The sequence below is a fragment of the Mesorhizobium sp. M0340 genome (assembly GCF_040321535.1).
GTDB lineage: Bacteria > Pseudomonadota > Alphaproteobacteria > Rhizobiales > Rhizobiaceae > Mesorhizobium.
The window spans coordinates 177,317-203,217 of record NZ_JAMYRR010000009.1 but is presented as its reverse complement, the minus strand read 5'-3'; the positions used below and the strand labels follow the sequence as shown (position 1 = coordinate 203,217).

Genomic DNA, 25,901 nt, shown 5'->3' with positions numbered 1-25,901 from the left:
GCAGGCCAGAGGGAGGCGCTGTCCAGGGCTCTGTCCGCCGACCTGCCGATCGGCACCATTGCGCATCCAGGTCAAACCCCAACCGGGTTCCAGATATCGATGAGCTTGAGAAAGACCTGCTGTCGGCTCAGCTTTATGAGGTAATGCTGGTTGATGAGGCGTTGATCGCAAATTGCGCGGTGAAAGCCCGGATATAAGCCGGCCGTGCTTCCCCGCGCGCTACATAGGCAGCCAAGTTTTGATATTCGTCCAAAATGCCGGACATTCTTAGTCGCAGCAGCACTGACACCATCAATAAATCGCCCGCGCTGAACGTATCATCGAGCCAGTCGGCGACGCCTAAGTAGGCCGAGAGTTTGTCCAGACGAGCCCGAACACGGTCCTTTACCAACGGCAAGCGCTCCTCGCTCCAAGGCATGTCACGTTCGAATATTCTTGCCGTCGTTAATTCGAGGATCGGCGGCTCGACGGTGTTAAGTGCGGCAAACATCCACGTGATCGCACGCGCGCGGGCATTGCGATCCTTCGGCAGCAATCCCGTATGCTGCTCAGCAAGATGAAAGACGATCGAGCCGGTTTCGAACAGCGAGAGAGAACCTTCCTCATAGGTGGGGATTTGGCCGAATGGATGGATGGCCAGATGGCCAGGCGCATTCATTTCTGCGAAGGAAACAAGACGAACCTCATACGGCTGCCCCACTTCTTCGAGCGCCCAGCGAACGCGCGTATCGCGCGCCAGTCCCTTGCCGCCATCGGGCGATCGTTCAAAAGCTGTGATTGTGATTGTCATCGCGTCCGTTTCCTTGCTCGCGGTCCAGGAAGGTCTGGGCGAATTCTTCGGCTTCCCATCGTGAGACGAATGAGCCTCCCCGAAATCGACATCTGTCTTGACCTATTTCATTGCTGGCGCCCTCGAGGGGTGATTGGCAGCTTCTGTGTCGCTTCTCACTTGCCGTAACCCTCCATCTCCATCATGTATCGACAAACAAGAGCGACGGGATATGCGTTTGACCATCCCCAACATGATCACGATCATGCGCTTCGTGCTGGTGCCGGCCGTGGTGCTGGCCATGCTGCAGGAACGCTGGGACTGGGCGTTTGCCGGCTTCCTCATTGCCGGCATTTCCGACGGCGTCGACGGCTTCATCGCCCGCCATTTCAATCAGTTTTCCAGGCTCGGCGCCTATCTCGATCCCATGGCCGACAAGCTGCTGCTGGTCTCGGTTTTCGTGGTCCTGGGCTTCAGTGGCGAACTGCCGCTGTGGCTGGTCGTTACCATGGTATCGCGCGACGCACTGATCGTCTGCGCCGTGCTTTTATCCACCGTCATGGCGCATCCGGTTGAGATGAAGCCGCTCCTGGTGTCGAAGGCCAACACCGCGATCCAGATCGTGCTGGCGGCAGTGGTGTTGGGCGAACTCGCCTTCGACATCCGTCTCGATCCGCTGAGGCCGGCCCTCATATTGCTGTCCGGGGTCTTGACCGTGGCTTCGGCCGCGGCCTATCTCGTGGCTTGGCTGAGGCATATGAGCGGCTATGGCGAAGGCTCCACACCCGGCACCTGAACGCGGGACACCTGAACACGGGGCACCTGAACACCGGGCACCTGAACATCGGGCACCTGACGAACGGTCCATCGACGCCGAAGCCGAAGCCGCGGCGGCGGAGGCTGCTGCATCGGCGTCGTTTCGCCGGCAGATCCGCTTCTGGCTGGTCAGCGCCATCATCCTCGCCGTCTTCCTTTACGTCTTCAGCGGCATCCTTCTGCCCTTCGTTGCCGGGATGGTGCTCGCCTATTTCCTCGACCCTGTCGCCGACCGGCTGGAGCGTCTCGGCCTGTCCAGGCTGATGGCAACAGTGGTTATCCTCGTCGCCTTTATCGTCGTCCTGGTGCTGGCCGTCGTCATCCTGGTTCCGGTGCTCGCCTCGCAGATGGCTGATTTCGCCAGCAAGCTGCCGGACTATCTGACCCGGCTGCAGAGCCTGATCACCAGCTTCGACCCGAAATGGCTGGAAGAGAAATTCGGCGTCGACGCCAATGGCCTGCGTGAAGGCTTGAACTCGCTGCTGACCTCCGGCTTCGGCCTCCTGACCACCGTCTTCACCTCGATCTGGAGCTCCGGCGTGGCGCTGGTCTCGGTCGTCAGCCTGTTCGTGGTGACGCCGGTCGTCGCCTTCTACATGCTGCTCGACTGGGACCGCATGGTGGCAATCGTCGACAGCTGGGTGCCGCGCGACTATGTCAAGACCGTCAGGGCGATCGCCAGGGATATCAACACGGCAACCGCCGGCTTCGTGCGCGGACAGGGCACGCTGTGCCTGGTGCTGGGCGCCATGTATGCCACCGGCCTGACGTTGACGGGCCTGAATTTCGGCATCCTCATCGGCCTGTTTGCCGGGCTGATCTCGTTCATCCCCTATGTCGGCTCGCTGACCGGCCTGGTGCTGGCCGTCGGCGTCGCCTTCGTCCAGTTCTGGCCGGACTGGACCATGATCGCGGCGGTGGCCGGCGTGTTCTTCGTCGGCCAGTTCATCGAGGGCAATATCCTGCAGCCGCGGTTGGTCGGCAAAAGCGTCGGTCTGCATCCGGTGTGGCTGATGTTCGCGCTGTTTGCCTTCGGCGCGCTGTTCGGCTTCGTCGGCCTGCTGATCGCCGTTCCGGCTTCCGCCGCCGTTGCCGTTCTGGTGCGCTTCGCCATCGCGCGCTATCTCGAATCGCCGCTCTACAAGGGCCATGCCGACGAGCCGGTGCCGCCGCTGCAGGTGCGCCGCCGCGGGGGCGCGCGCGGTTGAGCCAGATGCCGGACAAGATCGATCCGCCGCGCCAATTGCCGCTCGATCTAGGCCACGGCACCGGCTATTCGCGCGACGAGCTCGTCGTTTCCAGCACCAACAGCCAGGCGGCGGCTCTTGTCGACCGCTGGCCGGACTGGCCGTCGCCGGTAGTCGTGCTGGCCGGGCCGGCCGGCTCCGGAAAAACCCATCTGGCCTCGATCTGGCAGACCCGCGCCGACGCGGTCAAAGTGGAGGCCGGCCGCATCGGCGAGCGCATCGAAAATCTTGGCGCGCATCCGGCCCTGATCGACGATGTCGATGCCGGCCCGGTCGACGAGCACGGTCTGTTCCACCTGATCAATGCGGTGCGCGGCGCCGGCTCGACCTTACTGTTGACGGCGCGCCGCTTTCCCTCCGCCTGGGGCGTCGGGCTGCCCGACCTGGCATCGCGGCTGAAGGCGGCGGCTGCCGTCGAGATCCACGAGCCCGACGACCTCTTGCTGGCCGGCGTCATCACAAAGCTGTTCGCCGATCGACAGGTCGAGGTCGAGCCGCATGTCGTGCAATATTTGGTGCGCCGCATCGAACGCTCGCTGGCCACCGCAATGCGGGTGGTCGAACGGCTCGACCGCACCGCGCTCGAGCGCAAGACGCCGATCACCCGCGCCCTAGCAGCCGAGACCGTCAGCGCCATGGATGAAGGGCAGGGCGAGTTCGAGATTTAGAGGATTCCAGTTCAGCCGCCGTCCCATTTTGGGAAAAAAGGCTGGCATCTGTCTTGCAAGAAAGAGCTTGCCGGCTAATCCCGGTCCTGATTGCGTATCAAATCAGGTAGTAGGCTCGCCGGGATGGAGTGGTTGGGGTTCTCGCCCGGCGAGCTTGCCGTCAGTTGCATCTGGCAGCGCCATTGGGCGGCGGCCAGGTCTCAACTTTCACCTCCTGAAATCGCGGCTCGTTCCACGCCAAAGCGCCGGCGATAATCGCCGGGCACCAGGCCGGTTATCCTGGCGAATACCTTGCGGAAGGAGCCGGGATCGTCGTAGCCAACCTCCCAGGCGATCTGGTCGATCGATCGCATCGTGGTTTCCAGCATCTCGCGCGCCTTGCCGACCCGCAGGTGCTGACAATATTCGGTCGGCCTGAGGCCAGTGGCGTTGCGGAAGCGTCGCAGAAAGGTCCGCTCCTCCAGCCCCGCATGCTCGGCCATGACGCTGAGCGTCACGTCGCGCGCGCCGTTCGCCTGCAGCCAATGCTGCACCTTGAGGATCGCTTCGTCGTCATGGGTCAATCGCGGCGCAAACGGGCTGTAAAAACGTTGCTCGCGGCCCGGTGGATCGACCAGCATGAAACGCGCCGTGTCCATCATGACGGCTGACCCGAGCACTCTGTCCACCAGCTTCAGGCCGAGATCGGTCCAGGCCATGTAGCCGCCGGCGGTAATGATATCGCCATCGTCGATGACCAGCCTGTCGGCGTCGAGCAGGATGTCTGGGAAGCGTAGCGCCAGCGCGTCGCGATAAGCCCAGTGCGTCGTCGCGGCGCGACCGGACAACAGGCCGGTCTCGGCAAGCACGAAGGCGCCGGCGCAGACCGAACCGAGCGTCGCGCCTGCCGTGTGGCGATCCCTGAGCCAGCCGGCATAGGGCGCGGCTGCTTCCCGAGCGATCGGATCCCCCAACGTCGGCGGGAGGATAACCATGGCTGGTTCATTGTCGGCGCCGGGCTCGCTGTCGAAGCTGCGGACTACGGTGTGGCCCGCGTCCTCCAATTGCCAATGACTGACGCGAAGCCTCGCCGCGTCCGGCGACCGCTCGACAGCCAGCCGGTTTGCCAGCATGAAAAGATCGGTCAGGCCGAGCACGGCTGCTTCCTGCACGCCGGGATACAAGACGAGGCCGATTTCGATCAGATCACGCGCAGCCGTCATTTGTCAGTTTTGCCATGTTGAATGTCCGTTTTGCCAATGCTCACCCTGACCGCTCTGTTATAATTTTTCCAGCTGAGGGGGCTAAAGGCTTCCCTGTTACCCCCAACTTTTCCATCAAGGAGTAGGACGATGAGCACATTCACCACCCATGACGGCACCGAGATTTTCTACAAGGATTGGGGCAAGGGCCAGCCGATCGTGTTCCATCACGGCTGGCCGCTGAGCTCAGACGACTGGGACAACCAGATGCTGTTCTTCCTCGAAAAGGGCTACCGCGTCATCGCACATGACCGCCGCGGCCACGGCCGCTCGTCGCAGACCGCGACCGGCAATGAGATGGACACCTACGCCGCCGATGTTGCGGCGCTGGCGGCGCATCTCGATCTCAGGGATGCGATCCACATCGGCCACTCGACCGGTGGCGGCGAGGTGGCGCGTTACGTCGCGCTTTATGGCGGCGGCGGCCGTGTTGCCAAGGCGGTGCTGATCGGCGCCGTGCCGCCGATTATGGTCAAGACCGACAGCAACCCCGGCGGCTTGCCGATCGAAGTCTTCGACGGCTTTCGCGCCGCCCTGGCCGCTAACCGCGCCCAGTTCTACAGGGATGTGCCGGCCGGCCCGTTTTATGGCTTCAACCGCGAGGGCGCCAAGGTCTCGCAAGGCGCCGTCGACAATTGGTGGCGCCAGGGCATGATGGGTGGGGCCAAGGCCCATTACGACTGCATCAAGGCCTTTTCCGAGACCGACTTCACCGACGATCTAAGGAAGCTCGAGGTGCCCGTGCTGATCATGCACGGCGACGACGACCAGATCGTGCCGATCGCAGATTCCGCGCTGCTTGCGATCAAGCTGGTGAAGCATGGCACGCTCAAGGTCTACAAGGGCCTGCCGCACGGCATGTGCACTACACATCCGGAGATCATCAATCCGGATCTGCTGGCCTTCATCCAGGGCTGACGGCTTGGGTATCGGACGGGCAGCGCAGGCTCGTGCTGTCCGTCCGCTCGAGCGTGATCCGCTTGCGCTGCCGACGAGATTCGCTTGATGAATGGTCGGAGTGGAGAGATTCGAACTCCCGACCCTCTGGTCCCAAACCAGATGCGCTACCAGGCTGCGCTACACTCCGAACGGTCTGTTGCCTAGTGATTTCAGCCCACCAAAGCAAGCGTAAAAAGCCATCGGCCTTGCTGCCGGCGGCATTGCGCAGTAATGACGGGCAAGTGCATGGCCAGAGAACAGTAATCTGGTGTCGGGGTCGTGCGCTTGCAACCAGCAATGAGGTGGTCATGTCAGCCCGCATTTTCAGCCCAGCCAAAACCGCGATGCAGTCCGGCAAGGCCAAGACCGGCCATTGGGTGCTGGAGTTCGATCCGGAGCAGCGCAAGAAGATCGATCCGCTGATGGGCTACACCACGTCCGGCGACATGCGAAGCCAGATCAGGCTGACCTTCGAAACAAGAGAAGAGGCGGTCGCCTATGCCGAGAAGGAAGGCCTTGCTTTCCGCGTCGAGGAGCCGAAGGAAATCAAGCGCCGCCAGATTTCCTATGCGGAGAATTTCCGCTATGACCGCAGGACGCCCTGGACGCATTGATCCCATACCGGCCCTGCCGGCACAATCCGCCGGTCATGCGGCCGGCCAGCGGTCCCGTAGCTCAGCTGGATAGAGCACCGGCCTTCTAAGCCGATGGTCACAGGTTCGAATCCTGTCGGGATCGCCAATATCTCACAGGTCCATTCGGGACAGGTTCACTCGCCAGTCGCATAGGATTTCCAACATATGACAGCGATGGGCGCGGCGGCGCTGCTGATCCTTGTCCTGACTTATGCCGGCGTTGCCGTCGGCAGGGTACCCGGGCTGCGCCTCGACCGGGCAGGTATCGCGCTGCTCGGCGGTGCGGCGATGATCGCCATCGGCGCGCTCGACATGGAAGACGCCTACCGCGCCATCAGCTTCGACACCATCACGCTTCTGCTCGGCATGATGATCGTCGTGGCGCATCTGAAAGTGTCCGGCGCCTTTCGCGCGCTCGGCGGGTTCGCCATCGAGCATGCGCATGCGCCGTTCATGCTGCTGGTGATGGTGACGCTGTTAACCGGCGTCCTGTCGGCATTCCTCGTCAACGACGCTATCTGCCTGGTCATGGCGCCGATCGTCGTCCATGTCACCCGCGTCATCAACCGCAACCCGGTTCCCTATCTGATCGCCACGGCGACCGCATCCAATTGCGGCAGTGTCGCGACCCTCACCGGCAATCCGCAGAACATGGTCATCGGCGCCCTGTCGGGGATTTCCTATCCGGCCTTCTCGGCGGCGCTTGCGCCGGTGGCCCTGTTCGGCCTCGTCGCCGTCATCGTCATCATTCGCATCGTCTACCATGCCGAATTTTCGCGCAAGGCCGAGCTCAGCCCCGAAGTCTACCGAGGTCGCATGCTGCCGGGGCAGGTGCTGAAGGCGGTGGTCGTCTGTATCGGTTTGGCCATCGCCTTCTTTGCCGGCGTTCCCGTTGCCAAGGCGGCGCTGATCGGCGGTGCGATTCTGTTGCTGACCCGCGCGATCAAACCTGAGCGCATCTATCGCGAGATCGATGGGCCGCTGCTGTTCATGTTCGCCGGGCTGTTCATCGTCGTCGCCGGAGCCGAGAAGACGCTGCTTACGCCCGACATCGTCGCTTCGGCAAAAGACCTTGGGCTGAATGATGTGTGGCGGCTGTCCGGCTTCACCGCGGTGCTGTCCAACATCATGAGCAATGTCCCGGCCGTGCTGGCGCTGAAGCCGTTCGTGCCCGGACTGGAAAACCCCGAGCGGGCCTGGCTGGTCGTCGCCATGAGCTCGACGATGGCCGGCAATTTCACGTTGCTCGGCTCGGTCGCCAATCTGATCGTTGCCGAGCACGCGCGGGTCTCCGGCAAACCGCTGGGCTTCATCGCCTTCTTCAAGGTCGGCCTGCCGTTGACGCTGGTCACCCTTCTTGCCGGGACGGCATGGCTGGCGGCCTAGAAGCGCGTCGTGTTCGACCCACCTCGTGCGGCGCGCATTAGGCTCTTTTTCGTCATGTCGTTATCGCAAAACCGCTGCACACTTTTGCGCGGCAAACATTAGCCGGTCAGGGCGATGTCACCGTCAGATGGCCTTTCATGTTGGGATGGAAGCGGCAGAAATAATCGACCGATTCCGCCTTCTTCACCGTCAGGCTCGCCGCCTTCTTCGGCGGGATCATCACTTCCCAGGCGCCGTTGACGGTTGCCGTGTGGGCGAACACGTCCTTGTTTACCCACCTGATCGTGTCGCCGACCTTCGCCTCGATCTTCGCCGGCGAAAACACAAGCTTCTCGATCGTCACCTCGATGGTTTCGGCCTTGGCCGGCGCGGCACCCATGGCCAATGCCAGAGCAACCCACAGATGCCGCCGCGACATCATTGGCTCGATCCTCACTTCAGCATGCCGGCGACGTGTTCGGCGTGCTGTTCGTGGCCCTGGAATATTTTCAGGCCGGTTTCCAGCAGGCTCTTCAGCTCGGCATTGCTGGCGGACGGAATCAGCAGAGTTTCGAGCGCGCCATTGACCTGCTTGTGGTAGGCCACCTCGCTGGCGACATAGGCCTTGTCGAACGCTGCGCCCTTGAGCTTGGCAAGCTTGGCACGTTCCTCGGCCGCCGCCTTGGTCAGCGCCTTGCTCGTCGGATTGTCCTCAGGCGTGACCTTGAGCTTCTTGACCAGGTCGAGAGCCTGTTTGTTGACCGCCTCGTGATCTCGCACCATGTCCTTGGCGAAATCCACGACTTCCTTGTTTTTCGATTTCTTCAGCGCCTGCTTGGCCGCCTCGACGTCAAGCACGCCCGCTGTGTAGGCGATATGTGCGATCTGCGGATCGGTCGGTTTGTCGGCAGCTTGCGACGAGGGCGCCGCGCCAAGCAGGAAAATTGCGGCCAGTGCCGTGGTCGATCGAATAAACATGATGCTCTCCTTCGCCCCGACGCGGAACTGCATCGGGCTTCGTTTTCAGTGATGCTCATTGGATGCAGGTCACGGGAAAACGTTCCCGCGAAAATCGGTGCGGCCTATCCGGAAAGACCAAGCCGCTGCATCACGGCATTGGTCAGCCGTTCGCAGCGCCGGCCCGCGAACGGAAAGGCGTCGAGCAGCACCGGGCCGATCTGGTCGTCCAGCGCCTTGCGCACCAGCGCGCGGGCGCGGTGCAGCCGGGTCTTGATGGTTTCTGGTCGCACGCCAAGCAGTTCGGCGGTTTCCTCGATGCTCAATCCCTCGATGACGCGCGCCACGAACACCATCCGGTAGACATCGGGAAGACTGTCGGTTGCCCGTTCGACAAGCTCAAGGATCTGCCGTTGCGCCATCGTCCGCTCCGGATCGTCGCTCGGATTGAAGGGAAACCGGATGATTTCGGCTTGCGGGTTTTCTGGCATCGCTACCATTCGCCGCCTTTTGCGCAAGCGGCCGAGGGCTTCGTTGATGACGATACGCGACAGCCATGTGGCGAGCGAGGCATCGCCGCGAAAGGACTCGAGATGGGCAAAGGCGCTGACATACGCCTCCTGGACGATGTCCTCGGCCTCGCTGTCGTTCCGCACAACACCGCGGGCGATGCGGTAGAGCCTTTGGTTGTGCGTCTTGATGATGGTGCGAAATGCATCGCCATCACGTGCCAGCGCGCGGCCGACAAGCTGCATATCGCCGGAAGCGGCGGGCGTTGCCGTCAACGCAGCAGGCATGGCCGATCTCCTGATAGGCTTCTCATCGCGACATTGGATGCATCGGCCGACAAAAGGTTCCCGACCGATCCCGCCGGCCAACCTCGATCCGTTTCAAGGACTGGCAGAGACTATTCTACCGCCTTCACCACACTGCCGCCCCTGTTTTGTAGAGTCGACCGATCGGTCGCCGTGATATCGCTCAGGATCGCAATTTTTCCAGGCTGTTACGCCGATTTTCTGACTCAGTCTGGAATGGTGCTGGCTCAGGCATCAGCGGCCGCCGCCAGCCCGCGCGCCAGGTCGGCCTTCAAATCCTCGACATCCTCGAGCCCGATCTGCAGGCGCACCAGCGGCCCGTCATACGGGCCCTTGGCGATTGTGCGGTCGCCAAGAAATACCGGCACGGCAAGGCTCTCATAGCCGCCCCAGGAATAGCCGAGGCCGAAAAACTTCAACGCGTCGAGGAAGGCGTGCTGCTGCTTCTGTCCGCCGCCCGCGAGAACGATCGAGAAGATGCCGCTCGATCCGCAAAAATCGCGCTTCCACATAGCGTGGTCGGGATGACTGGGCAGCCCCGGATGCAGCACCTGCGCTACGCCGGGCTGATCCTCCAGCCAGCCGGCGAGGGAAAGCGCGCTCTTTTGATGATGCTCCAGCCGCACGCCCATCGTGCGCAGGCCGCGCAGCACCTGGTAGACGTCGTCCGGTCCGGCGCAGCAGCCCATCGTGTTGAACGTCTCGCAAAGCTGATTCCAGCAAGCTGCATTGGCCGACACCGTGCCGAGCAGCACGTCGGAATGGCCGGCCGGGTATTTCGTCGCCGCGTGGATCGAGATGTCGACGCCGTGGTCGAGCGGGCGGAAGTAGAGCGGCGTCGCCCAGGTGTTGTCCATCATGACGATGGCGCCGGCGGCATGTGCTGCCTTGGCGATGGCCGGTATGTCCTGCACCTCGAAAGTGTTGGAGGCCGGCGATTCGGTGAACACCACCTTGGTGTTGGGCTTGATCAGCGCCGCGATGCCGGCGCCGATGCGCGGTTCGTAATACTCGACCTCGATGCCCAGCCGCTTCAGCATCGTGTCGGCGAAGTTGCGGGTCGGATGATAAACGGAATCGACGATCAGCAGATGATCGCCGGCCGACAGGAAGGCGAGCAGCGGCAGCGTCACCGCCGCCAGGCCGGACGGTACCGCGACCGTGCCTGCCGAACCTTCCAGCGCATCGATCGCGCTGTTCAGCGCATCGGTGGTCGGCGTGCCGCGCGTGCCGTAGGTGTATCTCTGGCTGCGTGAAGCCATCGCCGCCGCATTGGGATAGAGCACGGTCGAGGCATGCACCACCGGCGGATTGACGAAGCCGAAATAGTCATGCGGGTTGTTGCCGGAATGGGCGAGCCGCGTGTTGACGCCCATCTCGCTGCCGTCTTTTGCCATTGCTTTTCGTCCCATGGGTTGGTCGTTAGCCATAGTGCGGCGGCATTGGCCGCGCAACCGCACCGCACTCGCCAGGCCAAGGTCTTGAATATGCCAATTCAGCAATGCGCCGTAGATCCTCTGAACGGCTGCCAGGTGCGCTTGGCAAGTCACGGTCGGACTTTGCCGGCTTAATTGGCGCGCTGACCAATTTGCGAGCGCGTTTGTCTGCAATTCAGGCATTTCAGGCGGTTGGTTTTCAAAGTCTTTCGGATTTGGTCATTTCCCTTGACCTCACAGGAATAATCGCCTTCGATGTTGTTCGTGAATGGGAGGCAGCGCGTCGGTTACGATGCGCGATTCCGGTGATGGGCCGGGATTACATAGCTGCGTTCACACGGGAAAAAGTCAGGTTCGCCTGGAAAAAACAGAAAAGGGTCTGTGGGTCATGAAACACATTGCAATCGGCGTTTTGGGCGCCGCCGCGTTTGGATTCGCGGCTTCGGCTGCGTCGGCGAGCACGCTCGACGACGTCAAGGCGAAAGGCTTCATCCAGTGCGGCACCAATACGGGTCTTGCTGGCTTCGCGGCGCCTGACGACAAGGGTGAATGGAAAGGCATTGATGTGGATTTCTGCCGCGCCGTGGCGGCCGCCGTCTTCGGCGATGGCAGCAAAGTCAAGTTCACGCCGCTCAGTGCCAAGGAGCGGTTCACCGCGCTGCAGTCGGGCGAGGTCGACATCCTGTCGCGCAACACCACCTGGACCATCAACCGCGACACGGCGCTTGGCCTGAACTTCGTCGGCGTCACCTATTATGACGGTCAGGGCTTCATGATCAACGCCAAGAAGCTTCCGGGCGTGAATTCGGCACTGCAGCTTTCGGGCGCGGCGGTGTGTGTGCAGAGCGGCACCACGACCGAGCTCAACCTTGCCGACTATTTCAAGTCGAACAAGATGGAGTACAACCCCGTCGTCTTCGAAAAGCTGGATGAGGTTAACGCCGCCTATGACGCCGGCCGCTGCGACGTCTACACCACCGACCAGTCGGGTCTCTACGGCATTCGCCTGACGCTCAGCTCGCCGGCCGACCACGTCGTGCTGCCCGAGATCATCTCCAAGGAACCGCTTGGGCCGGCCGTGCGCCAGGGCGACGACCAGTGGTACCACATCGTCAAGTGGACCTATTTCGCGCTGCTCAACGCCGAGGAACTGGGCATCACCCAGGCCAATGTCGACGAGATGAAGAACTCGGACAATCCCGAGATCAAGCGCGTGCTCGGCCAGGAAGCCGACACCAAGATCGGCACCGATCTCGGCGTCTCCAATGACTGGGTCGTCAACATCGTCAAAGCCGTCGGCAATTACGGCGAGATGTTCGAACGCAATGTCGGCTCCGGCAGCCCGCTGAAGATCGCCCGCGGCATCAACGCGCTGTGGACCAAGGGTGGCCTGCAGTACGCTCCGCCGATCCGCTGATCGAAAATGGATCCGGAAGGCAGATCGTCTGCCTTCCGGTCTCTCTTTCCAGGGGACTGTCGAATGGCATCGCAGGAAGTTCTTCGCGAGGAGCCAAGCCGCGGTTCCTTCATCAATGATCCGCGCGTCCGCGGCATATTCTTTCAAGCGCTGGTCCTCGTCCTGCTGGTAGCGGGTGTCTGGTGGGTTACCCACAACGTCATCGCCAATTTGACGCGGCTGCACATCGCTTCCGGCTTCGGCTTTCTCAAGGGCCGCGCCGGTTTCGACATCAGCGAAAGCGCCATCGCTTATTCATCGGATTCGACCTATTTCCGTGCCATCCTGGTCGGCTTTATCAACACCGTGATCGTGGCCGTCGTCGGCATCATCACCGCCACCATCATCGGTTTCATCGTCGGCATCGGCCGGCTGTCGCATAACTGGCTGATCAGGAAGATCTGCACCGTTTATGTCGAGGTGTTCCGCAACATCCCCCCGCTGCTGGTCATCTTCTTCTGGTATTCCGGCGTGCTCGCCGTGCTGCCGCCGCCGCGCGAGAGCATCAATCTGCCGTTCGGCTCCTTCCTCAACCAGCGAGGCTTCTATTTTCCCCGCGCTATATGGGGCGAGGGCTCCTGGCTGATCCTGGTCGCACTGCTCCTCGGCATCGCCATGGCCTGGTTCGTGGCCCGCAAGGCGCGGCAGCGGCAGATGGCGACGGGACAGCCATTCCCGGTGTTCTGGACATCCATAGCGTTGATTGTCGGCCTGCCGCTGCTGGCCTACGCGCTGAGCGGCTTTCCGCTGAGCTTCGAATTTCCAAAGCAGTCGACCTTCAATCTCGTCGGTGGTTTTCAGGTCAGGCCCGAGTTCCTGTCCCTCTATCTGGCGTTGTCCTGCTATACGGCCGCCTTTATCGCCGAAATCGTGCGCGCCGGCATCAGGGGCGTCAGCGCAGGCCAGACCGAGGCGGCCGCGGCACTCGGGCTGCGCTCGGGATCGATCCTCAGGCTTGTCGTCGTGCCGCAGGCGATGCGCATCGTTATTCCGCCGCTGACTAGCCAGTATCTCAACCTGACCAAGAATTCCTCGCTCGCCATCGCCATCGGCTATCCGGACCTGACAGCGACTGCCGGCACGGTCTTGAACCAGACCGGGCAGGCGGTTGAAGGCGTGGTGATCATGATGGCTGTCTATCTCGCGCTCAGCCTGATCACGTCGGCGATTATGAACGTCGTGAACGCCAGGATGGCGCTGGTGGAGAGGTAGGGACATGCAGGAACACGACATGTCCTGGGTGCGGACGGAGATGGCGCTGGCCCAACCGGCGCCATCGAGCGAGCGTGGCCTCACCGCCTGGATCCGCAAGAATCTGATCGCATCGACCGGCGACGCCATCCTGACCATCATCGGCATCGTGCTGGTTGCCATGATCCTGCCGCAGATCGTCAATTGGGCTTTCATCAACGCCCAGTGGACGGGACCGGACCGCACGGTCTGCGCCACCGTGGCGCAGGGCGGCATCCAGCCGGACGGCTGGACCGGGGCCTGCTGGGCCTTCGTCAACGCCAAGTTCGGCCAGTTCATGTTCGGCCGCTATCCTCTGGAAGAGCGTTGGCGCCCGATCCTGGTGGCCATCCTGTTCGTGGCGCTGCTGGTGCCGCTGCTCATTCCGCGCGTACCGCGCAAGGGGCTGAACGCCATTCTTCTCTTTTTCGTACTGCCGGTCGTCGCCTTCGTTCTGCTGGTCGGCGGCATGTTCGGCCTGCCCTATGTCGAAACCCCGCTCTGGGGTGGACTGCTGGTGACACTCAGCCTGTCCTTCGTCGGCATAGCCGTGTCGCTGCCGGTCGGCATCGTGCTGGCGCTCGGCCGGCGCTCGAACATGCCGATCGTCAAGCTGCTGTGCGTGATCTTCATCGAGACGGTACGCGGCATCCCACTGATTACGGTGCTGTTCTTTGCCAGCGTGATGCTGCCGCTGTTCCTGCCGGCCGGCGTCAGCTTCGACAAGTTCCTGCGCGCGCTGATCGGCGTGTCGCTGTTTGCCGCCGCCTACATGGCCGAAGTGGTGCGTGGCGGCCTGCAGGCGATCCCCAAAGGCCAGTATGAGGGCGCCGATTCGCTCGGCCTCAGCTACTGGCAGAAGATGGGCCTGGTCGTCATGCCGCAGGCGCTGAAGCTGGTCATTCCCGGCATCGTCAACACCTTCATCGGCATGTTCAAGGACACCAGCCTGGTCATCGTGATCTCGATGTTCGACCTCCTCGGCATCGTCAAGCAGAATTTCTCCGACGCCAATTGGGCGACGCCGCAGACGGCCAGATCCGGCCTGGTGTTCGCGGCCTTCATCTTCTGGCTGTTCTGCTTCGGCATGTCGCGCTATTCAATGTACACGGAACGCCGTCTCGACACCGGCCACAAACGCTAAAAAGGGGACCTTGTCATGGCCATAGAAAACGCCGTCAGCGCGGAAGAGATCAAGGTCAATGCCGCCAAGATGCACATTTCCACCACCGATGTCGCCATCGACATCATCGCCATGCACAAATGGTACGGCGAATTCCATGTGCTGAAGGACATCAATCTAAAGGTGATGCGCGGCGAGCGCATCGTCATCTGCGGCCCGTCGGGCTCCGGCAAATCGACGATGATCCGCTGCATCAACCGGCTGGAGGAACACCAGAAGGGCAAGATCATCGTCGACGGCAAGGAACTGACCAACGATCTGAAGAAGATCGACGAGGTGCGCCGCGAGGTCGGCATGGTGTTCCAGCACTTCAACCTGTTCCCGCATCTGACCATTCTGGAGAATTGCACGCTGGCGCCGATCTGGGTGCGCAAGATGCCGCGCAAACAGGCCGAGGAAATCGCCATGCATTTCCTCAAGCGTGTCAAGATCCCGGAACAGGCCAACAAATATCCCGGCCAGCTTTCCGGCGGCCAGCAACAGCGCGTGGCGATCGCCCGCTCGCTGTGCATGAACCCGCGCATCATGCTGTTCGACGAGCCGACCTCGGCTCTCGATCCGGAAATGATCAAGGAAGTGCTGGAGACGATGGTCGGGCTGGCGGAGGAAGGCATGACCATGCTCTGCGTCACCCACGAGATGGGCTTTGCGCGCAAAGTCGCCAACCGGGTGATCTTCATGGACCAAGGCCAGATCGTCGAGCAGAACACGCCGGCCGAGTTCTTCGACCACCCGCGCCACGAGCGCACGAAACTGTTCCTGTCGCAGATCCTGCATTGATCCTGTACGCCGGGTTCGGGACAAGAGCGGCGGATCAAGCCTCTGTCTTGCTGGCTTCGCGCGTATTCGACGAGCGCTGACCGTGCACTGCGCGAGAAGATAGCAAGCGCGCTTCAGGTCGTTCGAGTGGTCACGTTGCAACCTGGTAACTAAGGCCGGCGCGGATCATAAGCGCGCCGGCTGCGTTCATTGCCATTGGGAGTTGTATAGCGAGCCGCGTGGGCGCGTGCGGCGGCAGGTCACGGGTTCATCCTGATGCTCATCCAACCGATCGATTATTTCCTCGTCGTCTGGTTCGCGCTGGCGCTGGTTTCGACGCTTTATGTCGGCTTCGACCAATATCGCAACAATCCCGAGCCGGTGGTGATGAAATGGGGCTTCATTCTGGTCACCCTCTATATGGGTCCGGTCGGCTTGCTGCTCTACGTGCTCGCCGACAAGGAGCCTCGGCCGGGCGAGCATGAACTCTTCACCCGGCCGCTCTGGAAGCAGGGCGTCGGCTCCACCATCCACTGCGTCGCCGGCGATGCCACCGGCATCATTCTTGCCGCCGCCGTCACGGCGGCGCTCGGCCTGCCGATGTGGATCGACCTGATCGTCGAATATCTGGCCGGCTTTGCCTTCGGCCTGTTCATCTTCCAATCGCTGTTCATGAAATCGATGATGGGCGGCACCTATTGGGAGAACGTGCGCAAGAGCTTCCTGCCCGAGTTCATCTCCATGAACTTCATGATGGCCGGCATGGCGCCGGTCATGAGCTTCCTGATGATGGGCCGCGACATGCGCGCGATGGAACCGACGGAGCTGTTGTTCTGGGGCGTGATGTCGATCGGCGTCATCGCCGGCTTTGCGCTTGCCTACCCGGCCAATGTCTGGCTGGTCGCGCGGGGGCTGAAGCATGGGCTGATGACGCAGCGCGCGCAGGCAGCCGGCATCGATGGTCGGGAGCAGCCTGCCACGAGGCAACATGCGCAGATGCAAATGCAGCAGGCCGACGCCAGCGGCCATCACGGGCGAGGCCACGATATGGCTTCCCACAAAGGCAAAGGCGGCGGCCATCACATGGAGACAGATGCCACGATGCCGCAGGTCGCTGCCCTGGGTGCCGTCTCCCTGCTGGCGCTCGGCATCGGCATGATCGCGCCGGCGAACTGGCTGAACCTGACGCTGTCGGCACGCGACGTCGGCGGGGTGATCATGCCGCGAGGCATGATCATGGATCGCGACACGCCGGCTGATGCGATGCGCGACATGGCCGCTACCGATCCGCGCCTCGTGGCCGCCTCTTATGGCCTGACGGTAAGGGGTGACCAGGACCTGCCGTTTCGAATTGAGAACGGTGTGAAGGTGTTCGAACTCAGGCCATCGGTGATCCGCTGGCAAATCCTGCCGAACATTGCGGTCGATGCCTACGCCTATAACGGCCAGATTCCTGGTCCGCGTATCCACATCCGCCAGGGCGATCGGGTCAGGATCAACGTCACCAACGGCCTGCCTGAGGAAACAACCATCCATTGGCACGGGATGATCTTGCCGAACCAGATGGATGGACCGGCTGAGATTACCCAACCGCCGATCGAGCCTGGACAATCGTATTCCTATGAATTCACGGCGACCCAGCACGGAACCTATTTCTATCACCCCCATGCCAAGCCGGACCGGACCCAGGCGCTCGGCCTCTACGGTGCGCTGATCATCGATCCCGCCAATCCCGCCGACGAGGTCGCGGCCGACCATGATTACGTCATCGAGCTTCAGGAATGGCTGGTGCGGGAAGGGCTGACCTACCCGTCGATGCCGATGGACGGCGGCATGCCGAATTTCTTCACCATTAACGGCAAGGCCTATCCCTCGACCGAGACGATCCCGATGAAGGTTGGCGAGACGCTCAAGGTGCGGTTCATCGGCACCAACAACGGCTTCATCCATCCGATGCATATCCATGGCGGACCGTTCGAGGTCGTTGCCCGCGACGGCGAAACGATCGCTGCCTCGGGTCGTTTCCTTGCCGATACGGTCAATGTCGGGCCGGGTCAGCGCTACGACGTGATCTGGAAGGCGCAGCGTCCGGGCAAATGGCTGATCCATTGCCACATCCCGCATCACACCACGAACAACAATGTCGAGGAGAAGGGCGGAGGCGGGCTGATGGTCGTCATCGATGTCACCTGACCGTAGCCGTCTAAAAAGGAGCGTCAGTGCTCGTGGCCGTGGTTTTCGTCATGCACGTCTCGTGAGGGTGCGGATGGTCGTTCTCTCCACGTTCGGTTGAAAACCGCACATTCGCCGTAGCCAAGGCCGGCATATGCCGGGACAGTTCGTCCTTCAGCGCTGCCGCGATGTTGTTCGCTTCCGAGAGCGGCAGGGTTTCGTCTGCGGCAATTGCGATGTCGGCGTGCAATCTATGACCGATCCAGCGCGCCTTGGCATCGACAATGCGTGCGCCCGGAACGTGCTCGGCGGCATGTCGGATTTCATCCATCACACCGGGTTCGATTCCATCCAGCATGCGGGTCAGCACCGAGCGGGCCGATTGCCAGACGATACCGAAGATCGCAATCGTGATCAGCAGGCCGACAATCGGGTCGGCCAAGGAAAAGCCGAGCCAGACGCCGATGGCTCCGATGACCACGGCAAGGCTGGTAAGTCCGTCGGTGCGGGCGTGATAGCCGTCGGCAATCAGTGCCGCGCTGTTGATTTCGCGGCCGACGCGGATACGGAACACGGCAACCGCCTCGTTGCCGAGGAAGCCGACAACGCCCGCCGCAGTCAGCCAGCCGAGATGGGTCACAATGTGTGGATTGATCAGCCTGTCGATGGCTTGGTACGCGGCGACTACAGCGCTGAACAGGATGATGAGCACGATGATGATGCCGGCCAGATCCTCGACCCGGCCCAAGCCATAGGTGAAGGTCCGCGACGGCTTGCGCCGCGCCAGCACGAACGCAATCCATAGCGGGATCGCCGTGGTCGCATCGCCGATGTTATGGATCGTATCGGCCAGCAATGCCACGCTCCCCGACAGCACAACCACGACCATCTGCAATGCTGCGGTGATCGCCAGGATCGCGAACGACCATTTGATTGCCCAGATGCCCCGATCGGTGGTGGCAATTGTCGCATCGATGACGCCATGGCTGTGGCCGTGCGGACCGTGACCGCCGTGATGATGTGCGGCGTGCGAGCCGAACCCGAGCCATTCCAGAATGCGGGCTGCGATGGCATTCATAGATATTTCGCCAGCTGCTTGAGTTCCGCCAGCGAGTTGCCGCCGGTTTCGACGCTGTCCGTCAGGCAATGCTCGATGTGATCGTTGATCAGCTCGCGCTTGGCGCTGCTGATGGCTCGTTCGACGGCATGAAGCTGCTGCGCCAGATCAACGCAAGGGCGATGCGCCTCGATCATCGCCAGCACGGCCGCAAGGTGGCCTTGCGCGCGCTTCAGGCGCTTTATGATGGAAGGATGCGAAGCGTGGAGGTGATCTGACATGCCTCTGCATATCCTCCCCGGGAGGATACGCGTCAAGCTTTAAGTCAGCTGTGCAATTTCCGGAGAGGCTTCACCTTGAACATTGCTTGGCCTATGCCTTCCCCATGAAGAAGCTTGCTCGTTTTCTCGGCCTGCTGGTCGTTGCAGCAGTCCTTGCGGTGGCGCTGGGCACGCTGCTGCCGCGCCCGCTCTGGCCGGCGGCCGCTGCCGATCCGATCGGCGCAAGCCACCGCATCGTGGTGCTGAAAAATCCGATCCACACCGACATCGCCATCCCGGTCGACGACGATGTGCGCCGGCGCTTCCACTTCCTGGTCGATGCCGGCATTCCGGCCGACATGGCGGAGGTCCGCTACATCGTCTTCGGCTGGGGCGGCCGCGCCTTCTATCTCGAGACGCCGACCTGGTCGGAACTGAAGGCAGTGCCGGTGATGAAGGCGCTGACCGTCGATGCCTCGGTGATGCATGTCGACATTTCAGGCGAAATCACCGAGCCGCATCCCGACGTCGCCGGCTTCGACGTAAGTGAGGAACGCTTTGCGGCGCTGCTCCATTTCATTGCAGTGAGTTTTCAGCACGGACCGAACGGGGCCAAACCGATCGAGGATGCGGCCTATTCCCGTTTCGATCGTTTCTTCGAAGCCAATGGCCATTTCAACGCGCTGGTCGGCTGCAACACCTGGGCGGCGGCGGCACTGCGCACCGCCGGCCTGCGCACCGGCTGGTGGAACCCGCTGCCGGCCTCGCTTAGCCTGTCGATGCGGCTTTACAATTGACAAGGCTCCGATGACTTAGGACCGCCGAGCGTCCGCCCGCCAGCCATAGAGCCAGTCCAGATCAGCGGCGAGTTTTTCGGGTGAGCGCATCGCCAGGAACAGGTTGCGGGCCATCGCCACCGGCCCGGCCGCATGCCAGGCGAGGCGGTTGAGGGCGCCGCGGCGGGCGACCTGGGCGACGCGCGGCTGCCGCGCCTGTTCCCAGGCGACAAGCGCGCTGCTGAGATCGGCAGGCGAGGTGGCAACGAAACCGGCAAGGGTTACCGCGTCTTCGATCGCCATCGCCGCTCCCTGTGCGGCAAACGGCGTCATCGCATGCGCCGCATCGCCGATCAGCGCTATGCCCTCCGGCGTCGTCCACCGCCGCCGCTCGACGGTATGGATCGGCCATGCCGTCCATGGCGCGGCCTCGCTCGCCAGACGGACCAGCGCCGGCGCGGTACCGCGCATGGCGCTGGCGAGGATGGCGGGGTCGGCATGCCCCGACCAGCTCTCGGCGATGCGCTCGCCCTTGGTGAAGGCCGCGAGGTTGAAGACCGCGCCACGGCTGACCGGATAGGCGACCATATGGAAGCCTGGATAGAGGAATGTGGTAACGCAATCGGGCGCACCGATCACCCTGAAGGCTTGTCCGGCGAGGCTGTCCGCGGCCACCGTTGCGCGCCAGGCAAGCTCGCCCGAGAAGCGGCTTCTCCGGAAATCGGCCGCCTTGCGGGCGAGCGTTTCTCGCACCGACGACCAGACGCCATCGGCTCCGACCAGCAACGATGCTTCGGTTTCGATGGTCGTGCCGGCAATCTCGACTGTTGTGGTGATGCCATTCGGTCCGGTTGCGACGCCGCCGACGCGGGCACCGGTGACAAGCTCGACTTCGGACCGCTCGGCTACCCGCTCCATCAGCGCTGACTGCAGATCGGCGCGGTGGGCGACGAGATAGGGTGCTCCCCAGCGCCTTTCAGCCACCTGGCCAAGCGGTACGCGTGCCAGTTCGCGCAGCGTGACGGCATCCTTCAGCACGACCGCCTCCGGCCGCACCGCCGTCGGCAGCAGCCGATCGAGTACGCCGAATTGTCGAAGGATGCGTGTCGCGTTGGGTGAAAGCTGGATGCCGGCGCCGGCAGCCTCGAGGTGCTGCGCCTGTTCGAACAGTTTTATCCGATAGCCGCGCTCGGCGAAGGCCAGTGCCGTCGTCAGCCCGGCGACGCCCGCCCCGGCGATGACCACCTGCCGGGACTGCGTTTCTCGCATCAGGCTTGTCGCGGAAGAATCAGGCGGCCTGGTCGATATAGAGGCAGCCCGGCGGCTGCGTTTCCAATGCCTTCAGCTTGGGCGAATAGCGATAGAGCGTCGAGCAATAGGGGCAGACTTTTTCATTGTCGTCGCCCATATCGAGAAATACATGCGGATGGTCGAAAGGCGGATTGGCGCCGGTGCACATGAATTCCTTGACGCCGATGTCGATTGCCGGATAGCCCGCATCGTTCTGGAAATGGGGAATGGAACCGCCTGCCATCGTCGTCTCCTGATCTTGTCGATTGCATCTGGATCATAACCCGTCTCTTTGCAAGATCGATGAAATGAAACTGTCGCAAAAGCCTGTCAGAGGATAAGTTAAGCCGGTTAAGGCTGTGGTCGTCGAACGGTGTGGGAAGAGCGGAAACCATGAACGAACTGAAGCCGGTGCAGAGCGAATTCATCACCGTCGAGGCGGCGAGCCGCGAAGGCGGCAATCCCGACCGCTTCGTCAACCGCGAGTTTTCCTGGCTGCAATTCAACCGGCGCGTGCTCGAAGAATCGCTGAACGCCAATCATCCGCTGCTCGAGCGCGTCCGGTTCCTGTCGATATCGGCTGCCAACCTCGACGAATTCTTCATGGTCCGCGTCGCCGGTCTTGCCGGTCAGGTACGCGAGGGCATCGTGCTGAAGAGCCCGGATGGGCGCACTCCCGAGCAGCAGCTCGAACAATTGCTGCGCGAGGTCGAGCGCCTGCAGGAGGACCAGCAGAACAGCCTTTCGGCGCTGATGCTGCTGCTCGACAAACAGGGCATCGAAAGCATCACCCGCGATGCGCTGACCAAGGACGAGAAGACCTGGCTCGAGGACCATTTCCAGGAGCAGGTATTTCCGGTCCTGACCCCGCTGTCGATCGACCCGGCGCATCCGTTCCCGTTCATTCCCAACCTCGGTTTCTCGATGGCGCTGCAATTGCGCCACCGCAAGAACGGCGAGGAAATGAGCGCGCTTTTGCGCCTGCCGGTGGCGCTGAGGCGCTTCATCCGTTTGCCGGATCGCAAGCATCATGTCCGCTTCATTCCACTCGAAGAGGCGGTCAGTCTCTATATCGGCAAGCTGTTTCCCGGCTATGAGGTCAAGGGCTCCGGCACGTTCCGCATCATCCGCGACAGCGATATCGAGGTCGAGGAAGAATCAGAGGATCTGGTGCGGCTGTTCGAGACGGCGCTGAAGCGGCGACGCCGCGGCTCGGTCATCCGCATCGAGTTCGACAGGTCGATGCCGGCCGAATTGCGCGATTTCGTCGCCGGCGAGCTCGGCGTCTCGGCCAGCCGGATCAGCGTGCTCACCGGTCCGCTGGCGCTCAGCCAGATCTCGGAGATCGTCGCCGTCGCCCGCGACGATCTGAAATTCACCCCCTACAATCCCCGCTTTCCCGAGCGCATCCGCGAGCATGGCGGCGATTGCTTTGCCGCGATCCGCGAGAAGGACATCATCGTCCACCACCCTTACGAATCCTTCGACGTGGTGGTGCAGTTTCTGCGCCAGGCAATGGCCGACCCGGAAGTGGTGGCGATCAAGCAGACGCTCTACCGCACCTCCAACGACAGCCCGATCGTACGCGCGTTGGTCGACGCCGCCGAGGCCGGCAAGTCGGTGACCGCCCTCGTTGAGCTCAAGGCGCGCTTCGACGAGGAGGCCAACATCCGCTGGGCGCGCGACCTCGAGCGCGCCGGCGTCCAGGTCGTCTTTGGCTTTCTCGAACTGAAGACCCACGCAAAGATGTCGCTGGTCGTGCGGCGCGAGGACGGCAGGCTGCGCAATTACGTGCATCTCGGCACCGGCAACTACCACCCGGTCACCGCTCGCATCTACACCGATCTGTCCTTCTTCACCACCGACCCGACAATCGCGCGCGATGTCGCCCAATTGTTCAACTTTATCACCGGCTATGCCGAGCCGGCCGAGCAGATGCGGCTGGCCATCTCGCCGTTCACGCTGCGCGACCGCATCCTCCAGCACATTTCGGATGAGATCAGCCACGCGCTGGAGGGCAGACCGGCCCGCATCTGGATGAAGATGAACGCCTTGGTCGACCCGATCGTCATCGACGCGCTCTACGATGCCAGCCGCGCCGGCGTCGAGATCGATCTCGTCGTGCGCGGCATCTGCTGTCTGAGACCGCAGGTGCCCGGCCTATCGGAGAACATCAGGGTGAAGTCGATCGTCGGCCGCTTCCTCGAGCACAGCCGAATCTATTGCTTCGGCAACGGCCACGGCCTGCCCTCGGACGGGGCGATCGTCTACATCTCCTCGGCCGATCTGATGCCGCGCAATCTCGACCGCCGCGTCGAGACCATGGTGCCGATCACCAATCCAACTGTGCATGAGCAGGTTCTCGGCCAGATCATGCTCGGCAACATCATGGACAACCAGCAAAGTTTCGACGTATTGGCTGACGGAACCTCCCGGCGCGTCGTGCTGGAGGAGGGCGAGGAACCGTTCAACGCGCAGGAATATTTCATGACCAATCCGAGCCTGTCCGGACGGGGCGATGCGTTGAAGTCGCATGCGCCCAAGCGCATCGCGCAGTTCAAACGCCGCAAGAAACAGAACGCAGCGACGGGCTGATGATTTCAGCGTCCCAGGGCCGGCTCCAGGACCGCCGACCGCTGTCCATCATCGATATCGGGTCGAACTCGATCCGTCTTGTGATCTATGAGGGGCTGGCGCGCTCGCCGACCTTGCTGTTCAACGAAAAGATGCTGGCCGGCCTCGGTCGCGGCATCGTTTCGACCGGAAAGCTCGATCCCGAGGCGGTGACGCGTTCGATGGAAGAGTTCCGCCGCTTCCGCGCGCTCTCCGACCAGGCCGGCGCCGAGCGCATGTATGTGCTGGCGACCGCCGCCGCTCGTGAGGCGGTCAACGGCCCCGACTTCATCCACCGCGCCGAGGATGTGCTCAGGACCGAGATCCAGGTGCTGAGCGGTCGCGAGGAAGCTCATTATTCGGCACTCGGCGTCATCTCCGGTTTCCATCCGGCCAACGGCATCGCCGGCGACCTTGGCGGCGGCAGCCTCGAACTGATCGATATCGACGGTGAGACGATCGGTGACGGCATCACGCTGCCGTTGGGCGGCTTGCGCCTGCAGGACATGGCGAAGAACTCGCTGGCCCAGGCGGCAAGGATCACGCGCGAGCAACTGGCGCGGGCGAAATTGCTGAAGGGCGGGCAGGGCAGGGCCTTCTACACAGTCGGCGGCACCTGGCGAAACCTCGCCCGGCTGCACATGGAAATGACCAACTACCCGCTCGGCGTCATGCACCACTACGAGATCGGCATCGAAAGCGCCGCGAACTTCCTCCGGCAGGTCGCCAAAGCCGAGATCGATAAGATCAAAGGCATCGAGGGCATCTCCAAGAACCGCCGCTCGCTGCTGCCCTATGGCGCCATCGTGCTGCAGGAGATCATGGCGGCGATGCAGCCGTCGAAGATCATCGTGTCGGCGCTGGGCGTGCGCGAGGGCTTTCTCTATTCGCTGCTCGATAAGGCCGAGCAGAAAGCCGATCCGCTGATCTCGGCTGCGGAAGAGCTTGCCCGCCTGCGCTCGCGCTCGGTCGACCACGCGCATGAGCTTGTCGAATGGACCGGCAAGGCGTTCGCCGCCTTCGGCATCGACGAAACCAGGGATGAGGCGCGCTACCGCCACGCCGCCTGCCTGCTCGCCGATATCGGCTGGCGTGCCCATCCCGAATATCGCGGCAAGCAATCGCTCAACATCATCGCTCACGCCTCGTTTATTGGCGTCGACCATCCCGGCCGCGCCTTCCTGGCGCTTGTCAGCCTGTTTCGCCACGAGGGCGTGTTCAATGAAGCCGCTCCGGAAATCCGCGGGCTGGCGACGCCGCGCTATCTCGAGCGCGCCCGCGTGCTGGCCGCGCTGCTGCGCGTCGTCTATTTGCTGAGCGCGGCAATGCCCGGCGTCATGCCGCGACTGAAATGGGAAAACCGCGGCAATGGCGTGCTGGCGCTGGTGCTGCCGGCGGCGCTGGCCGATCTTTACGGCGAGCGGCCGGCCGGCCGGCTGGCACAACTGGCAAGGGTGACCAACCGCCGGCTGGTGCTGGCGGTCGAGGGCGGGCCTAGCATGTCTGTCAAATAGACGCCCGCGCTGTCGCGTCGCGACCGTTGAGGAAAGAAGGGAAACGCCGTGAAATCCAGGCAGGTTCTTCAGCTGTTGGTTGCCGGGATCTTCGTCCTCTTCGCGGGCCCGTCAATGTGAGCCGTCTCGCAAAGTTCGTTTTTCTGGACACCGAATAAACCAGGCGGCAGCTTAGGCGCTCGCTGCAACCAGCCGCCCGTCGGCCGACCAGGCGCCCGCACCAGCCATTGCCAGCGCCAGGAAACCGCCTGCTATGGCGATGTCCTTCATCAGCATCTGTGAATGCATGAAGGTCAGGGTCGGATCGTCGCCGCCCTGGCCATAATGACCGAGGAAGCCCGCCGCGATGCAGAACGCAGCGAGCAGCAACGCCACGACCGGCGTCTTCAAGCCGACGAGGATGAGCAGCCCGGCGATCAGCTCGAACAGGCCTGTCGCCCAAGCCACCAGCGTCGGCAGCGGCAGGCCGAGGCCGGCGAAATAGCCTGATGTGCCGGCGATGTCGGCAAGCGCATGGAAGCCGGACGGCACGAACAGCGCGGCGAGCAGCAGCCGGGAAAGCAAGAGCAGCGCATTGCGAGGCATGGTCTCCTCCGATATCGGCGACCGATCCTAGCAGAGTTCCAGCCAGCGGATCTAAACCGACAACGAAAAAGGGGCGTGGAAAATTCCGCGCCCCTTTGTTCAGGAAACGCTGGACTGC

Annotated in this window: 24 protein-coding genes, 2 tRNA genes and 1 pseudogene; 15 read left to right on the top strand and 12 right to left on the bottom strand. The window is 62.5% G+C overall.

The genetic code is table 11. The features are described from left to right. Positions 1-133: 133 nt before the first annotated feature. Positions 134-790 (bottom strand): glutathione S-transferase family protein, encoded by a 657-nt coding sequence (locus tag NKI79_RS16000; RefSeq protein ID WP_352802622.1) that lies wholly within the window; start codon positions 788-790, stop codon positions 134-136. Between the two features lie 217 nt (positions 791-1,007). Here NKI79_RS16000 and NKI79_RS15995 point away from each other — a divergent pair, with 217 nt between their 5' ends. From NKI79_RS15995 to hdaA, 3 genes are read left to right on the top strand one after another with little or no spacing between them, the layout of a single operon-like run. Then, positions 1,008-1,565, top strand: coding sequence for a CDP-alcohol phosphatidyltransferase family protein (locus NKI79_RS15995; RefSeq protein WP_023677645.1), 558 nt, complete (start codon positions 1,008-1,010; stop codon positions 1,563-1,565). Further along, positions 1,537-2,793 carry an AI-2E family transporter gene (locus NKI79_RS15990; protein WP_352802619.1) on the top strand — a complete coding sequence of 419 codons (1,257 nt, stop codon included), beginning with the start codon at positions 1,537-1,539 and terminating at the stop codon, positions 2,791-2,793. Before NKI79_RS15995 ends, NKI79_RS15990 begins: the two co-directional genes overlap by 29 nt. Positions 2,794-2,798: 5 nt before the next feature. Beyond that, positions 2,799-3,500 (top strand): DnaA regulatory inactivator HdaA, encoded by a 702-nt coding sequence (hdaA, locus tag NKI79_RS15985; RefSeq protein ID WP_352802617.1) that lies wholly within the window; start codon positions 2,799-2,801, stop codon positions 3,498-3,500. Between the two features lie 200 nt (positions 3,501-3,700). Here hdaA and NKI79_RS15980 read toward each other — a convergent pair whose 3' ends face one another. Further along, positions 3,701-4,702, bottom strand: coding sequence for a GlxA family transcriptional regulator (locus NKI79_RS15980; protein WP_352802616.1), 1,002 nt, complete (start codon positions 4,700-4,702; stop codon positions 3,701-3,703). A gap of 129 nt (positions 4,703-4,831) precedes the next feature. Here NKI79_RS15980 and NKI79_RS15975 point away from each other — a divergent pair, with 129 nt between their 5' ends. Next, positions 4,832-5,659, top strand: coding sequence for an alpha/beta fold hydrolase (locus NKI79_RS15975; RefSeq protein WP_352802613.1), 828 nt, complete (start codon positions 4,832-4,834; stop codon positions 5,657-5,659). 92 nt (positions 5,660-5,751) lie between these two features. Here the strand turns inward: NKI79_RS15975 and NKI79_RS15970 are convergent. Next, a tRNA-Pro gene (locus NKI79_RS15970) sits at positions 5,752-5,828 on the bottom strand. 160 nt (positions 5,829-5,988) lie between these two features. Between NKI79_RS15970 and NKI79_RS15965 the strand changes: the two genes are divergently transcribed. The 3 genes from NKI79_RS15965 to NKI79_RS15955 all read left to right on the top strand — a co-directional run bounded on the left by NKI79_RS15965 (position 5,989) and on the right by NKI79_RS15955 (position 7,701). After that, on the top strand, positions 5,989-6,294 hold the full coding sequence (locus NKI79_RS15965; RefSeq protein ID WP_352802611.1) for an ETC complex I subunit: 306 nt from the start codon (positions 5,989-5,991) through the stop codon (positions 6,292-6,294). 50 nt (positions 6,295-6,344) lie between these two features. Further along, a tRNA-Arg gene (locus NKI79_RS15960) sits at positions 6,345-6,421 on the top strand. A gap of 59 nt (positions 6,422-6,480) precedes the next feature. Further along, complete coding sequence (locus NKI79_RS15955; protein WP_352802610.1) at positions 6,481-7,701, top strand: anion transporter; 1,221 nt, start codon at positions 6,481-6,483, stop codon at positions 7,699-7,701. A gap of 106 nt (positions 7,702-7,807) precedes the next feature. On the opposite strand, the gene NKI79_RS15950 is transcribed toward NKI79_RS15955, so the two are convergent. From NKI79_RS15950 to NKI79_RS15935, 4 genes are all read right to left on the bottom strand, one after another. Beyond that, complete coding sequence (locus NKI79_RS15950; protein WP_352508883.1) at positions 7,808-8,119, bottom strand: cupredoxin domain-containing protein; 312 nt, start codon at positions 8,117-8,119, stop codon at positions 7,808-7,810. Positions 8,120-8,133: 14 nt separating this feature from the next. Continuing rightward, the gene (locus NKI79_RS15945; RefSeq protein ID WP_254820743.1) at positions 8,134-8,658 is read right to left on the bottom strand and encodes a DUF4142 domain-containing protein; all 525 of its coding nucleotides are present in this window, start codon (positions 8,656-8,658) and stop codon (positions 8,134-8,136) included. Between the two features lie 104 nt (positions 8,659-8,762). Continuing rightward, positions 8,763-9,434 (bottom strand): RNA polymerase sigma factor, encoded by a 672-nt coding sequence (locus tag NKI79_RS15940; RefSeq protein ID WP_352649732.1) that lies wholly within the window; start codon positions 9,432-9,434, stop codon positions 8,763-8,765. A 245-nt stretch (positions 9,435-9,679) separates the two neighbouring features. Then, positions 9,680-10,849 carry a cystathionine beta-lyase gene (locus NKI79_RS15935; protein ID WP_352649731.1) on the bottom strand — a complete coding sequence of 390 codons (1,170 nt, stop codon included), beginning with the start codon at positions 10,847-10,849 and terminating at the stop codon, positions 9,680-9,682. Positions 10,850-11,276: 427 nt separating this feature from the next. Here NKI79_RS15935 and NKI79_RS15930 point away from each other — a divergent pair, with 427 nt between their 5' ends. The 5 genes from NKI79_RS15930 (at position 11,277) to NKI79_RS15910 (ending at position 17,709) form a co-directional block, all read left to right on the top strand. After that, positions 11,277-12,305, top strand: a complete 1,029-nt coding sequence (locus NKI79_RS15930; RefSeq protein ID WP_352649730.1) for an amino acid ABC transporter substrate-binding protein — start codon at positions 11,277-11,279, stop codon at positions 12,303-12,305. Positions 12,306-12,368: 63 nt separating this feature from the next. Then, entirely contained in the window at positions 12,369-13,556 is a 1,188-nt protein-coding gene (locus NKI79_RS15925; RefSeq protein ID WP_352649729.1) for an amino acid ABC transporter permease, read from the top strand. A 4-nt stretch (positions 13,557-13,560) separates the two neighbouring features. After that, a complete protein-coding gene (locus NKI79_RS15920) occupies positions 13,561-14,718 on the top strand; it encodes an amino acid ABC transporter permease (RefSeq protein WP_352802608.1) in 1,158 nt (385 codons plus the stop codon). Positions 14,719-14,787: 69 nt separating this feature from the next. Next, positions 14,788-15,537, top strand: a complete 750-nt coding sequence (locus tag NKI79_RS15915) for an amino acid ABC transporter ATP-binding protein (RefSeq protein ID WP_031212005.1) — start codon at positions 14,788-14,790, stop codon at positions 15,535-15,537. Between the two features lie 255 nt (positions 15,538-15,792). Beyond that, entirely contained in the window at positions 15,793-17,709 is a 1,917-nt protein-coding gene (locus NKI79_RS15910; RefSeq protein ID WP_352802605.1) for a multicopper oxidase domain-containing protein, read from the top strand. Between the two features lie 94 nt (positions 17,710-17,803). Here the strand turns inward: NKI79_RS15910 and NKI79_RS15905 are convergent. Then, positions 17,804-18,757 (bottom strand): annotated as a pseudogene (locus NKI79_RS15905) (cation diffusion facilitator family transporter); the annotation flags it as partial. 5 nt (positions 18,758-18,762) lie between these two features. Continuing rightward, positions 18,763-19,026, bottom strand: a complete 264-nt coding sequence (locus NKI79_RS15900; protein ID WP_023719742.1) for a metal-sensing transcriptional repressor — start codon at positions 19,024-19,026, stop codon at positions 18,763-18,765. A gap of 104 nt (positions 19,027-19,130) precedes the next feature. Between NKI79_RS15900 and NKI79_RS15895 the strand changes: the two genes are divergently transcribed. Continuing rightward, a complete protein-coding gene (locus tag NKI79_RS15895; RefSeq protein ID WP_352802603.1) occupies positions 19,131-19,802 on the top strand; it encodes a TIGR02117 family protein in 672 nt (223 codons plus the stop codon). 15 nt (positions 19,803-19,817) lie between these two features. On the opposite strand, the gene NKI79_RS15890 is transcribed toward NKI79_RS15895, so the two are convergent. Beyond that, a complete protein-coding gene (locus tag NKI79_RS15890; protein ID WP_352802600.1) occupies positions 19,818-21,050 on the bottom strand; it encodes an FAD-dependent monooxygenase in 1,233 nt (410 codons plus the stop codon). A gap of 19 nt (positions 21,051-21,069) precedes the next feature. Next, on the bottom strand, positions 21,070-21,315 hold the full coding sequence (locus NKI79_RS15885; RefSeq protein WP_254820632.1) for a zinc-finger domain-containing protein: 246 nt from the start codon (positions 21,313-21,315) through the stop codon (positions 21,070-21,072). Between the two features lie 149 nt (positions 21,316-21,464). On the opposite strand from NKI79_RS15885, the gene NKI79_RS15880 reads away from it, so the two are divergent. Then, a complete protein-coding gene (locus NKI79_RS15880) occupies positions 21,465-23,666 on the top strand; it encodes an RNA degradosome polyphosphate kinase (RefSeq protein WP_254820633.1) in 2,202 nt (733 codons plus the stop codon). Beyond that, on the top strand, positions 23,666-25,198 hold the full coding sequence (gene ppx, locus NKI79_RS15875) for an exopolyphosphatase (protein WP_352690666.1): 1,533 nt from the start codon (positions 23,666-23,668) through the stop codon (positions 25,196-25,198). Before NKI79_RS15880 ends, ppx begins: the two co-directional genes overlap by 1 nt. Before the next feature lie 171 nt (positions 25,199-25,369). On the opposite strand, the gene NKI79_RS15870 is transcribed toward ppx, so the two are convergent. Next, entirely contained in the window at positions 25,370-25,783 is a 414-nt protein-coding gene (locus tag NKI79_RS15870) for a DoxX family protein (RefSeq protein WP_352802598.1), read from the bottom strand. Between the last annotated feature and the right edge of the window lie 118 nt (positions 25,784-25,901).